The organism is Nocardia sp. CA-128927, from assembly GCF_050955855.1.
Lineage (GTDB): Bacteria > Actinomycetota > Actinomycetes > Mycobacteriales > Mycobacteriaceae > Nocardia.
The window spans coordinates 3,431,065-3,443,732 of the sequence record NZ_CP192087.1; the positions used below are offsets into that span (position 1 = coordinate 3,431,065).

11 protein-coding genes are annotated in these 12,668 nt (G+C 67.9%); 5 read left to right on the forward strand and 6 right to left on the reverse strand.

The window, feature by feature from the left end:
• Positions 1-127 precede the first annotated feature (127 nt).
• On the forward strand, positions 128-1,339 hold the full coding sequence (locus ACQPW1_RS16205; RefSeq protein WP_433663525.1) for a DUF2235 domain-containing protein: 1,212 nt from the start codon (positions 128-130) through the stop codon (positions 1,337-1,339).
• Here ACQPW1_RS16205 and treY read toward each other — a convergent pair.
• The 4 genes from treY to ACQPW1_RS16225 all read right to left on the reverse strand — a co-directional run bounded on the left by treY (position 1,259) and on the right by ACQPW1_RS16225 (position 7,057).
• Positions 1,259-3,691, reverse strand: a complete 2,433-nt coding sequence (gene treY / locus ACQPW1_RS16210; RefSeq protein ID WP_433663526.1) for a malto-oligosyltrehalose synthase — start codon at positions 3,689-3,691, stop codon at positions 1,259-1,261. The two genes, ACQPW1_RS16205 and treY, sit on opposite strands and share 81 nt — an antisense overlap.
• 11 nt (positions 3,692-3,702) lie before the next feature.
• Positions 3,703-5,823, reverse strand: coding sequence for a glycogen debranching protein GlgX (gene glgX, locus ACQPW1_RS16215; RefSeq protein WP_433663527.1), 2,121 nt, complete (start codon positions 5,821-5,823; stop codon positions 3,703-3,705).
• A 73-nt stretch (positions 5,824-5,896) separates the two neighbouring features.
• On the reverse strand, positions 5,897-6,022 hold the full coding sequence (locus ACQPW1_RS16220; protein ID WP_433663528.1) for a hypothetical protein: 126 nt from the start codon (positions 6,020-6,022) through the stop codon (positions 5,897-5,899).
• Positions 6,023-6,109: 87 nt separating this feature from the next.
• On the reverse strand, positions 6,110-7,057 hold the full coding sequence (locus ACQPW1_RS16225; RefSeq protein WP_433663529.1) for a bifunctional helix-turn-helix transcriptional regulator/GNAT family N-acetyltransferase: 948 nt from the start codon (positions 7,055-7,057) through the stop codon (positions 6,110-6,112).
• Between the two features lie 172 nt (positions 7,058-7,229).
• On the opposite strand from ACQPW1_RS16225, the gene ACQPW1_RS16230 reads away from it, so the two are divergent.
• Positions 7,230-8,516 carry an adenosylmethionine--8-amino-7-oxononanoate transaminase gene (locus ACQPW1_RS16230; protein WP_433663530.1) on the forward strand — a complete coding sequence of 429 codons (1,287 nt, stop codon included), beginning with the start codon at positions 7,230-7,232 and terminating at the stop codon, positions 8,514-8,516.
• A gap of 1 nt (position 8,517) precedes the next feature.
• Here ACQPW1_RS16230 and ACQPW1_RS16235 read toward each other — a convergent pair whose 3' ends face one another.
• Complete coding sequence (locus ACQPW1_RS16235) at positions 8,518-8,901, reverse strand: cupin domain-containing protein (protein ID WP_433663531.1); 384 nt, start codon at positions 8,899-8,901, stop codon at positions 8,518-8,520.
• A gap of 51 nt (positions 8,902-8,952) precedes the next feature.
• On the opposite strand from ACQPW1_RS16235, the gene ACQPW1_RS16240 reads away from it, so the two are divergent.
• The 3 genes from ACQPW1_RS16240 to bioD all read left to right on the forward strand — a co-directional run bounded on the left by ACQPW1_RS16240 (position 8,953) and on the right by bioD (position 11,422).
• On the forward strand, positions 8,953-9,432 hold the full coding sequence (locus ACQPW1_RS16240; protein ID WP_433663532.1) for a MarR family winged helix-turn-helix transcriptional regulator: 480 nt from the start codon (positions 8,953-8,955) through the stop codon (positions 9,430-9,432).
• Between the two features lie 54 nt (positions 9,433-9,486).
• Positions 9,487-10,641 (forward strand): 8-amino-7-oxononanoate synthase, encoded by a 1,155-nt coding sequence (locus ACQPW1_RS16245; RefSeq protein ID WP_433663533.1) that lies wholly within the window; start codon positions 9,487-9,489, stop codon positions 10,639-10,641.
• Between the two features lie 106 nt (positions 10,642-10,747).
• Positions 10,748-11,422 (forward strand): dethiobiotin synthase, encoded by a 675-nt coding sequence (gene bioD, locus ACQPW1_RS16250; protein ID WP_433663534.1) that lies wholly within the window; start codon positions 10,748-10,750, stop codon positions 11,420-11,422.
• Between the two features lie 197 nt (positions 11,423-11,619).
• Here bioD and ACQPW1_RS16255 read toward each other — a convergent pair whose 3' ends face one another.
• Positions 11,620-12,645: an ABC transporter substrate-binding protein gene (locus tag ACQPW1_RS16255; protein WP_433663535.1), complete on the reverse strand. Its 1,026-nt coding sequence runs from the start codon at positions 12,643-12,645 to the stop codon at positions 11,620-11,622.
• Positions 12,646-12,668 lie beyond the last annotated feature (23 nt).

Sequence of the window (12,668 nt, forward strand, 5' to 3'; positions counted from 1 at the left end):
CCCTGCCTGCCGTAGCCTTACCTGTTTGAAACAAGCGTTGTTCATTAACGCTGTTCACCGCGCGCTCGATGATTCGAGTAGTCGAGTACGCGGGTTTCATCAGGATTCCGGCGGGAGGATTTGGTCCATGAAACGCCTGGTCGTATGTTGTGACGGCACCTGGAAAGCGGAGTCGAGCAGCACGGTATCGAACATCATCAAGATCGCGCAGACGATCCGGTACGACGCGCCCGGTCCGCGGGGGGACAAGATCCAGCAGTGGGTCACCTACGTATCGGGCCCCGGTGCTCGCGGTTTCCTGTCCGATCGGCTGATGGGTGGCGCGTTCGGGCTCGGGCTGGAAGCGAACCTGTCGTCCGCGTACTGGCACCTGGCGCTGAACTGGCAGCCGGGCGACGAGATCTACATCTTCGGGTTCAGCCGCGGCGCGTTCACCGCGCGTAGCCTGTCCGGTCTGATCGACCGCATCGGGATCTTGACGCCCGAAGCCATGATCAACGGCAGGTACCCGGACGCGCTGAAGATCCATCAGCAGGTGCCACCGAAAGACGGCACGATCCCCCAGGAGTGGGTGGACTTCCGTAAGGCCAACTGCCACAAGGTCTCCCCGAAGATCAACTTCCTCGGCGTCTTCGACACCGTCGGCGCGCTCGGCGTGCCGGGTCTCACCTCGCTGCGGTACAAGTTCCACGACGTCAAGCTCGCCGCGACCGTGCACTGTGCCCGGCAGGCGCTGGCCATCGACGAGCGGCGGCGCAACTTCGAGCCGTGCCTCTGGGAGGTGCCGGTCGAGACGAAGGTGAAGTACCGCAGGGGATTCCAGCGGGTGAAGCAGGTGTGGTTCGAGGGCGTGCACAGCGATATCGGCGGCGGCTACAAGGAATGCGGCCTCTCCGACATCACGCTGCGCTGGATGGTGCGCGAGGCCGAGTCGGTCGGGCTCGCGTTCGATCGCGACCGGCTCGAGGAGTTGTCCAACACCTGCCGGGCCGCCGACGCGGTGGAGCACATGCAGCCGCACCCATCGCTCGGTCTCGGCTACCGCATCCTGAATGTCGTACGCACCCTGCGTCATCCGCGCAGCACGCGGTTCTACCTGGACTCCTGGCGTCAGCTGGCCAACGGCCACGAGCAGGGCATCCGGCTGGCCTCGATCGTCGACGAGGACCACGAGTACCGCCCGCCCAACCTGCGCCGTTGGCGCGCGCGGCTGGGCGGGATGTTCCCCGAGGAGCTGCTGGAGAAGGTCAGCCCGGTGTCAGCGCACCAGCAGGGCGACGGGCAGCCTGCCGAAGAGCTTCTCGAGCCGGGCCCGGCCCTGGAATGTGTGGCCGGTTAGCCGGTCCGTCCAGGTGCCCTGGGGGAGATCGAGAGTCGTATCTCCCCAACCGGTTTCGGCGAGGTCGAGACTGTGCCTGGTGGTCGCGACGATCACCTCGGGGGCCGCACCGAGGCGGCCCCTGGCGTAGGACACCAACCTGCTCGCCTGCTCGCCGATGGCGAACAGCGGCAGGTAGGTGCCGCCGACGAAGCAGTCGGGGCGTTCCCGGCGCAGCCACAGCGCGTACGCGACGATCCACATCTTGGCCGCCCCGGTGGTGTCCAGCGCCGGTGTGCCGGTGAGTGATTGCAGCATGCCGGTGCGGACCGAGAAGTCCACCGGGCGGCGGTTGTCCGGGTCGACGAGGGTGTCCTCCCATAACTCGCAGCCCTGGTAGATGTCCGGGATGCCGGGGCCGCAGAGCTGGAGCAGCTTCTGCGACAACGCATCCGACCATGCGTGCGGTGCCAGCTCGTGCACCAGGTCGCCGAGCTCGGAGCCGACCGGGCCGTCGATCACCGTGTCGATCCAGGTGTGCACCGCGGTCTCGAACTCGGCATCCGGTTCCTCCCAGGAGGATTTGGTGCCCGCCTCGCGAATCGACTTCTCGGCGAACTTGTGCAGCCGCTCGCGCAGGCCGGGGACCGAGGCGGCGGGGCGGCCGTCGGCGGGCCACACCCCGAACATGTTCTGCAACAAGAACAGTGTGGTCGCGCCGTCCGGGCCGGGTGCCGTCTCCTCCCAGGACTCGACGCTTTCCGCCCACGTGTCGGCGGCTTGGGAGAGCACGCCGATGCGGGCGCGCACGTCCTCGCCGCGCTTGGTGTCGTGCGTGGACAGCGTCGTCATGGTGGCGGGCCAGCGCTGCGCGCGTTCGCTGTTGGAGAGGTGGAACTCGTTGAGCGAGTGGGCGAATCGGGCCGGATTGCCGCCGACCTCTTGCAGCGAGACCAGCCGGGCGGCCTGATAGAACATGGTGTCCTCGACCGCTTTCGCGGTGACCGCGCCGCAGACCTGGCTGAACCGCACCGCCGCTTCACCATCCGAGGCGAGCGCGGTGACCAGCACCGCGAGCGGCGCGGTGAGTTCGCTGTTGCGCTTCTCCACCTCGGCGATGACGGCGGCGATCATGCCCGCCAGCGGCGCGTAGTCGGCCCGGTACACCGGCATGAACGCGAGCACCTCGATGGTGGCGTTGGTCATCGCCATGGTGTCGAAACTCTCCGCGCCCGCGTCCCGCTTGATCGCCGCGACGAGGCGCCGAACCTCCGGCGCCAGAATGCTTTCCGCGACCGCCCGCTTGATCCGGTGTTCGGTCTCGCCGATCCAGGAGCGGTCGCTGCCGTGCCCGGCGACCTTCTTGGACAGCTCGGTCAGCGCCTGCTCGCCGTCCGGGTCGATGAGCACGCCGCCGAGGTCGGCCAGCGCGTCGTAGCCGGTGGTGCCGTCGACCGGCAGGGTCGAATCCAGCGGCTCCCGGTTGGCCAGGATCTTCTCCACCAGCAGCAGCCGGTTCGGGCCGATCAGCCTGCGCACCCGCGCGAGATAGGCGGCGGGATAGGACAATCCGTCCGGGTGGTCGATCCGCACGCCGTCGATGAGGTCGTGCTCGCACCAGGCGGCGAGCTCGCGGTGGGTGGCCTCGAAGACCTCCTTGTCCTCCTGGCGGACCGCGGCGAGGCTGCTGACCGCGAAGAACCGGCGGTAGGTGCACACGCCCGCCTTCCAGCTGACCAGCCGGTAGTGCTGCTTGTCGTGGATGCGCAGCGCGTTGTCGCCGTCGGTGCCCTGCGCGATGGGGAAGCGCAGATCATGCAGGGCCAGCATCGGTTCCGAGCCGGAGCGGTCGACGGTGAGCGCCGCCGGGTCGTTCTCGCTCTGCAATACCGGGAGCGCCAAGCGGCCGCCCGCGCCATTGGCCGCGCTCCAGTCGATGTCGAAGTAGTGCGCGAAGGCGGATTCGCGGCCGTTGCGCAGCACGTCCCACCACCACTTGTTCTGCCGCGGATCGGCCACCCCGACGTGGTTGGGCACCATGTCGACGATCAAACCCATACCGCGGCTACGTACTTCGTCGGACAGGGCCTTGAGCCCGGCGGGCCCGCCCAGCGCCGCCGACACCGTGGTGGGGTCGGTGACGTCGTAGCCGTGCGTCGAACCGTGCGCCGCGGTCAGGATCGGCGACAGGTACAGGTGCGAAATGCCCAGCTGCTGTAGGTATTCCGCGATCGTGCGGGCATCGCTGAAGGTCAGCGCGTCCGGGCGCAGCTGGAGTCGGTAGGTGCTGCGGATCGTCGTCGGCCGGGCCGGGGTGCGGCGCAGCGAGAGCGGATCGGTCACGTGTGTTTCGGTGGGTTCCGGTGTGGTCATGGGTGTTCCGGTCATCCGGCGTGGCGCAGGACCAGCAGGCAACGGGATTCGATCGGGATGGTGGCCGCCGCGGGGTAGCTCGCGTCGGTCCGGCCGGTCGGCGTCGCGCAGTCCAGTGCGACCGACCACTGGGTTCCGTAGTCGGAGTTGGGGAGTGTGAAGTCCATGGCCTCGTCGTGAGCGTTGAAGCACAGCAGGAACGAGTCGTCGGTGATCCGTTCGCCGCGCGGGTCGGGTTCGTGAATGCCCTTGCCGTTGAGGAATACCGTCAGCGACTTACCGAAGCCGCTGTCCCAGTCCGCGGTGGTCATTTCCGCGCCTTCGGGAGTGAGCCAGGCGATGTCGCGCGCGCGATCCTTCGACCGCACCGGCCTGCCGTCCAGGAAGCGACGGCGCCGGAAGATGGGGTGCTCGGTGCGCAACGCGATCACGTTGCGGGTGAATTCGAGCAGGTCCGAATTCTGTTGCATCAGTGACCAATCCATCCAGGCCAGCGGGGAATCCTGGCAGTACACGTTGTTGTTGCCGTGCTGGGTTCGGCCCATCTCGTCGCCGTGCGCGAGCATCGGCACGCCCTGGCTGAGCACCAGCGTGGCCAGCAGGTTGCGACTCTGCCTGGCGCGCAACGCGAGAATGTGCGGGTCGTCGGTGTCGCCCTCGACACCGCAGTTCCACGATCGATTCCAGCTCTCCCCGTCGCGGTTGTCCTCGCCGTTCGCCTCGTTGTGTTTCTCGTTGTAGGACACCAGGTCCCGCAGGGTGAACCCGTCGTGCGCGGTGATGAAGTTGATGCTCGCGCTCGGCCTGCGGCCGGTGGCCTCGTACAGGTCCGAGGAGCCGGTGAGCCGAGAAGCGAACTCGCCCAACGTCGCGGGCTCGCCCCGCCAGTAGTCGCGCACGGTGTCGCGGAACTTGCCGTTCCACTCGGTCCACAGGCCGGGGAAGTTGCCGACCTGATAGCCGCCCTCGCCGACGTCCCACGGCTCCGCGATCAGCTTCACCTGACTGACCACCGGATCCTGTTGCACCAGATCGAAGAACGTGGACAGCCGGTCCACGTCGTGCAGCTCGCGGGCGAGCGTGGCGGCCAGGTCGAAGCGGAAGCCGTCGACGTGCATGTCCAGCACCCAGTAGCGCAGCGAGTCCATGATCAGCTGCAGCGTGTGCGGGTGCCGCACGTTCAGGCTGTTGCCGGTGCCGGTGTAATCCATGTAATGCGAAGGGTCGTCGTCGAGGACGCGGTAGTAGGCGGCGTTGTCGATGCCGCGGAAGCCGATGGTCGGCCCGCGATGGTTGCCCTCGGCGGTGTGGTTGTAGACCACGTCGAGGATCACCTCGATGTCCTCGGCGTGCAGCGCGCGCACCATCGCCTTGAACTCGGTGACCGCCGAGTCGGCGCGTTTGATGGCGGCGTACTCGTTGTGCGGGGCGAGGTAGCCGAAGCTGTTGTAGCCCCAGTAGTTTCGCAGGCCCTGATCGAGCAGCACGCTGTCGTGCAGGAACTGGTGCACCGGCATCAGCTCGATCGCGGTGACGCCCAAGCCTTTCAGGTGCTCGATGATCGCCGGATGCGCGATGCCGGAGTAGGTGCCGCGCAACTCTTCCGGGACGTCGGGGTGGGTGGCGGTCATGCCCTTGACGTGCGCCTCGTAGATCACCGTCTCGTGGTACGGCCGGTTCGGCGCGCGGTCGGTGCCCCAGTCGAAGTACGGGTTGATCACCACGCCGGCCATGGTGTGGCCGAGCGAGTCCAGGCCGTGCGTGTACAGCGACGGGTCGTTGTCGAATTCGCCGTCGAACGCCTTGCCGTACGGGTCGAGCAGTAGTTTGCTCGGGTCGCAACGTAATCCGTGCTCGGGGTCATAGGGACCGTGCACCCGGAATCCGTAGCGCTGACCCGGTCCGACCGCTGGTAGATAGGCATGCCACACGTACCCGTCGACCTCGTCCAGGGGCACCCGGGATTCGTTGCCGTCCCGGTCGATCAGGCACAACTCGACGGCGTCGGCAACCTCGGAGAACACCGAGAAGTTGGTGCCCGCCCCGTCGTAGGTCGCGCCGAGCGGGTAAGCGGTGCCGGGCCACACACCGAGTGGTGTCGCGTCACCGGACGCTGCGTCGGGCTGAGCCATAGCAACGACATTAGCGGCAGCGGCCTATTACTCGGCGCGGGTGGTTGCGACAGGCGGGTCAGCGCGGGCCTGGTCAGGTGTCCAGCCAGCGCCGCGAGTAGCCCAGCCGGACGGCCAGGCGGGCCAATCCGCCCAGCACGACGCGTTGCGGCCGCGACGGAATCCAGGCGAGGTAACCGTCCTGGTAATCCCACAGCAATGCGAGCGGTCGCGAGGTACTCGGGTCCGAGGGGTCTTGCCCGCCATATCCAGGTTGTGAGTAATGCGGCGTTCGGCGCGCGGGAGTTCAGGCCTCGGGTGAGGTGAGTGAGCGTCGCCAGGTCTGGCCGATCAGGTCGGCGCCCCAGCTGTGGTGCGGGCTCTCCTCGGCCAGTTCGAAACCGGCGCGCTTGTAGATGTGCCGGGCCGCGGTGAGGACGTCGTTGGTCCACAGCACTATCTCCTGGTAGCCCGCCGCGGTGGCGAAGCGCAGGCATTCCTCGACCAGTGCGGCGCCGACGCCGAGGCCGCGGGCGGTCGGCTCGACCAGCAGCAGGCGCAGCCGCGCGGTGGTGTCGTTCTCGGCGACGCAGAAGATGCTGCCCACCGGTTCGCCGCCGGATTCGGCGATCCAGGCGCGTTCGCGCTGCTCGTCGTGCGACGCGAGGTAGTCGGCGACGATCTGCACGATCAGCTCCTCATACGTTCCGTCCCAACCGTATTCGTTCGTGTAGAGCCGGGCGTGCCGCTCGATGACCCACCCGTAGTCTCCTGCCTTCGGCTCCCTGATGACGAAAGGGGGCGCGGCTGCCGCATTGGCGGGGTGGTCCAGGATCTGCTGGATGGTCTGCATCGCGGTGACCAGCCGGGCCCGGGCGGCCGGGGGTTTGGCGTTGAGCAGGTAGCCGATTTCGTCGCTGGAGCGCTGGTCGAGGACCGCGGCTATCTCCTTGCCCCGGGCGGTGAGTCGCACCTGTTGGCGGCGGCCGTCGCTGTCGGAGCGGTTGCGCTGCACCAGGCCCGCGTTCTCGAAGCTGGCCAGGATGCGGCTCAGGTAACCGGCGTCGAGATCCAGTGTCTGGCGCAGGGTTACCACCTCGACGGTCCCGGAGTTGGCCAGCTCGAACAGGATTCGCGCCTCGGTGAGCGAGTACTCGCTGTCCAGCAGTCCTTCGCGGAGCACGCCGATGACCCGGGTGTAGCGGCGGTTGAACTCGCGGACTGCGGCGATATCCGTGGCGGCGACGGTGGTCACGACGGCTCCATTCGTGCGGTGATCGTTGACTCAGTCAAAGAATAACCCTGTCCGGCCGTCAGGCGACCGAAATTGCCGCGGATGAGTTTCCGACCCAGCTCCAGTGGTAACTTGAACGGCGTTCAAGCCCGCCCTTCCGGGTCGGGGCCGTCGCTAGACCGCGAGGATTCCTGTGGCACTGACCCTTGACGAGATCACCGCCATCGATGCCAAGCACGTCTGGCATCCGTATGGCGGTTTCCCCGCGACGACCGAACCGCTGGTCGTCGCCGAGGCCTCCGGGACGCGGCTGACGCTGGCCGACGGACGCGTGGTGATCGACGGGATGAGTTCCTGGTGGGCCGCCATTCACGGCTATCGACACCCGGTGCTCGATGCCGCGTTGGTGGCGCAGTCGCAGCGGATGAGCCATGTGATGTTCGGTGGCCTCACCCATGAACCCGCCGCGCGGCTGGCCGAGTTGCTCGTCGAGCTCACGCCGGGCGGCCTGGACAAGGTGTTCCTGTGCGACTCCGGATCGGTGTCGGTCGAGGTCGCGGTGAAGATGTGCCTGCAGTACTGGCGCGCGTTCGGGCGGCCCGAGAAGCGGCGGCTGCTGACCTGGCGTGGGGGTTATCACGGGGACACGTTCACGCCGATGAGTGTGTGCGATCCGACGGGCGGCATGCACTCGCTGTGGACCGATGTGCTGGTCGATCAGGTCTTCGCGCCGATGCCGCCAGCCGACTATCGGCCGGAGTATGTGGCGGAGCTCGAGCGGATGATCAGCACCAACGCCGATGAGGTCGCGGCGGTCATCGTGGAACCCGTCGTGCAGGGCGCGGGCGGGATGCGCTGGCATCACCCGCGCTATCTGACCGATCTGCGCAGGCTGTGCGACGAGCACGGGGTGTTGCTGGTCTTCGATGAGATCGCGACCGGATTCGGCCGCACCGGAACGTTTTTCGCGGCCGACCAGGTCGGCGTCAGCCCGGACGTCATGTGCGTCGGCAAGGCATTGACCGGCGGGTACCTCACCCTGGCCGCCACGCTGTGCACCGCGTCGATCGCCGAGACGATCAGCGCGGGGCACGGCGGCTTGATGCACGGGCCGACCTTCATGGGCAACCCGCTGGCCTGCGCAGTGGCCGTGGCCTCGCTCGAACTGCTGACGGCCGGGGATTGGCGCGGTGACGTCGCGCGGATCGAATCCGGGCTCGAGGCGGGACTCGCGCCGTTGCGTGCCCTGCCCGGCGTCGTCGAGGCGCGGGTGCTCGGCGCGATCGGTGTGGTCGAACTCGATCGCCCGGTGGATATGCGCACCGCGACGGATGCCGCCATCGATGCCGGGGTGTGGCTGCGGCCGTTCCGGAATCTGGTGTACACCATGCCGCCGTTCATCAGCACCGACGCGGACGTCGCGGCGATCACGGCCGGAATACGCGCGGCCGTCGCGGCGCAATCACGAATTGCCGAGTAGCTCAGGCGATCCAGGGCGGCACGACCATGGTGTCGCTGCCCGGCACGCCTGCCTTGGCGCCCGCCTGCGCCGCGACGATGGCGGTAAAACCCGCGTCGTCGGTGCTTACCTGGCGCAGCACATCGGCGGGCAGGATCACCGTATCGCCTTCGGCGGCAGTGAGTTTCGTGCCGTCGAGGTCGATGGTGAGGCGGCCCGCGACGATGGTCCAGATCTGCTCGGTGTCGATGAAGTGGACCGGGCCCGTCCGGTCGGCGGGCACCTCGACCCGCCAGAGTGCGAGCGCCGTGCCGCCCTGAGTGGGGAGGCGAGGGTGGTCATCACGCCACCGGGGGTTTCGGTGCGACGGGTTTCGGTGTGTTGGATGACGGTCATGCGTGGTCACTCCGTAAGATAGACAATGAAGTTGTCCATATAGTCAACGAGGTTGTCCAATATGTCAAGTGACTCCGGCGGATACGAGCTGCCGCTGCGGATGCTGCTCGGTTTTCGTGCCGTCATCGACGAGGTGCATGCCGAGTTGGCCGAGCACGGGCATGCCGAGCTGCGGCCGATGCACGGCTTTCTCTTTCAGGCGGTCGGTCGCGTCGGTGGACCGTATGGGTGCACCGCCGCGGATCTCGGTCGCGCCCTCGGCATCTCGAAGCAGGCCGCGGGCAAGCACATCGAGGCGCTCGAGCGGCTGGGCTATCTGCGGCAGGGGCACGATCCGACCGATGCGCGGCGCAAGGTCTACACGCTGACCGAACGTGCCGTCGACATGCTGGACCGGTCCGCGCGGATCTTCGACCGGATTCATGAGCGCTGGGCGCGTCAGCTCGGCGCGGACCGGCTGGCGCAACTCGAACAGGATCTGCGCACGGTGACCCCCGGTGAGGTGTTCCGTTTCGATACGCCGAACTGGTTCGCCGGGTGACCGAACAGCTCGGGGCGGGCCATCTTGAACGGCGTTCAAGTATGCTGCGGAGCTGTGACTACCGATCCGTTGAGTTGGTTGGACGAGCGCGCGTCCGCGCGAGTGGCCGCGGGGCTGCGCCGTGAACTACGTCCCCGTGCGGCGCGGTCGCCGTCGATCGACCTCGCCTCCAACGACTACCTCGGCCTGGTTCGCCACCGCGAGGTGATCGACGGCGCGATCGAGGCGGTGCGGCGCTGGGGTGCCGGGTCGACCGGTTCCCGGCTCGTCACCGGGACCACCGTCGAGCACGAGTTGCTGGAGACCGAACTCGCCGAATTCGTCGGCGCTGAAGCAGGACTCGTGTTCGCTTCCGGGTATGCCGCCAACCTCGGCGCGGTCACCGCATTGGCGGGGCGCGGGGCCTTGGTGGTCTCCGACGCGGGCAGTCACGCGTCGCTGGTCGACGCGTGCAGGCTTTCGCGGGCTCGAGTGGAGGTCGCCGCGCACTGTGACGTCGACGCGGTCGATCGCCTGCTTGCCGCGCGGACCGAGGAGCGGGCGCTGGTGCTCACCGATTCGGTGTTCAGTGCCGACGGGGATCTCGCGCCGCTTGTCGAGCTGCACCGGGTCACTCGTGCGCGGGGTGCGGTGTTGATCGTGGACGAGGCGCACGGGCTCGGGGTGCGTGGGGACGGCGGGCGCGGGCTGGTGCACGAGGTCGGGCTGGCCGGGGAGCCGGACCTGGTGATCACCGCTACGTTGTCGAAATCCCTTGCCGCGCAAGGTGGGGTGGTGCTGGCCAGCGAACGGGTGCGGGCGCATCTGATCGATGCCGCGCGGACCTTCATCTTCGATACCGGACTCGCGCCTGCCGCTGTCGGCGCGGCGCGCGCGGCACTGGGAGTGCTGCGTCGTGAGCCCGAGCTGGCGGGGCGCGTGTTGGAGCGTGCCGCCGATATCGCGCGGATTGCCGATGTACCCGTGCCGGATTCGGCGGTGGTGTCGGTCGTGCTCGGGAAGGCACAGGTCGCCTATGACGCGGCGCAGGCTTGCCGGGCGCACGGGCTCGATGTCGGTTGCTTCCGGCCGCCGTCGGTGCCGGAGGGTACGTCGCGGCTGCGGTTGACCGCTCGCGCCAACCTCACTCCCGGCGAACTCGACACCATCGCAACGGTTCTCGGCGAGGTGCTGGCCCAGGCGCGCGGGCTGGATGCGGTGCGCGCTTGAGCATCGAAGGAGCGGCAGGCGGAACGCGTCGGCTGCGCGGGTGTCCGGGCGGGATCGGACCCGTGAATCTGTTTCTGATCGTGGCGATTACGAGGGTGGTGTCCGTATGAGCGTTCTGTTGGTCACTGGAACTTCCACGGAAGTGGGCAAGACGGTGGTCACTGCGGCTGTCACCGCGATGGCGTTGGCCGAAGGTAAGTCGGTGGCGGTGTGTAAGCCGGGTCAAACCGGTGTTGCCCCAGGCGAACCCGGCGACCTGGCTGAGATCGAGCGCCTCACCGGTGTCACTCGGACCGTCGAACTCGCGCGCTACCCGGACCCGCTGGCACCCGATACCGCCGCCCGTCGCGCGGGATTGCCCGAGCTGACACTGGCCGAAACCGTTGCGGGGATAGACGCACTCGCCGACGCCGATCTCACCCTGGTGGAGGGTGCGGGCGGACTGCTGGTCCGACTCGGTGATTTCACCCTGCTCGACCTCGCCCAAAAGCTCGGCGCACCGGTGCTTTTGGTGACCGCCGCCGGTCTCGGCACCCTCAACCACACCGAATTGACCACTCGAGCACTGCAATCGGCGGGCGTCCGATGCGCGGGCCTGGTAATCGGCTCGTGGCCCGCCGAACCCGACCTCGCCGCCGAATGCAACCGCGTCGACCTACCCCGCGTCACCGGCGTCGACATCGTCGGCACCATCCCCGCGGGCACCGGCTCCTGGGACCGCGAACGCTTCACCGCCGCAGCCCCCGGCTGGTTCACCCCCACTTGGTCGCCGTTCGCTTAACCGCTGCGGCGCACAGTTTCGCCCCGCGCGCACGTATTAGCTAGCGAATCGGTGCGCAGCCGTGCGACCGGTGCGCGGCACCGTGCCCGCTGCATCAGCGCTGCCGCGCCCAGTTTCGTCCCACGCGCACGGAATTGGCGGCAATTCCGTGCGCGGCCGGAGAATCGGTGCGCAGCATGACAAGCGGCGCGCGCGACTCAGCGGATGGTGTCGTCGGCGCGGGGCTCGATGGTGGAGGCGGGGGCGAGGTTCCAGCGTTCGAGTTGCTTGCGGATCTGCTCGGCGGCGTCGATGTTGAGCGGCCCGCTAGTCCACATGGCGTAGGGGAGATTCAGGAAGCGGCCCGCGGTGACGGCGCGGAGCTGGTTGATACCCGGCTTCGCGCGCAGCGCCTCGACCTTCTGGGCGAAGGTCTGCGGCGGGTAGTCGACGAACATGATGGCGTCGGGGTCGGCGGCGGCCAGGCGCTCCCAGGACACCCTGGTCCAGGTGTCGGGCACGTCGCTGAGCACGTTGCGGCCGCCCGCGGCATCCAGGATCGCCTGCGGCGCACCGAAACTGCCGCTGGACATCAGGGAGTCGGTGGCGCTGTCGAACAGGAAGATGGTCGGCTTGCGCTCGGCCTGCGGTGCGCTGCCCAGCGCCGCGAGCCGCCGATCCAGGTCCGCGTTGACCTCGGTGGCGCGGTCGGTATGGCCGGTGATGGCGCCGAGATTGGTGAGGTCGGTGCGCAGCGCCGTCCACGGTTCGACGATGCCGCGCGCGCGTTCGCCATCGTGCTGACGGCAGCTCTCGGTGAGCGTGTAGGCCGCGATTCCGGCCTTGCTCAACGAGTCCGGGGTCAGGTTCTTGGCCTCGTCGTACCCGTAACTCCATCCCGCGACCATCACGTCGGGTCCCTGCGCCAGCACGGTCTCACGCGAAGGGTATTCCGGCGCAACGGACTTCAGCTGATCGACGGTCGGCCCGTAGTGCCTGCGCAGCGTGTCCGCGTCGCGCTGCACGCTCGACACGGCAACCACCTGATCCTGCGCGCCGAGCGCAAGTGCCATCGAGATCAAGTTTCCGTCATTGACGAACAACCGCTTCGCGGGCGCCGGAAACCGCACGTCCACATCGCAATTCCGGATCGTCAGATCACCGGCGGCCGTCTTCTCGGCACTACACCCGGCCACCGCCGCGGCCAGCGCGACCGCCACCAACACTCGCAGAGTATGTTTCATGAATTCGCCTCTCAAGGTGTCCA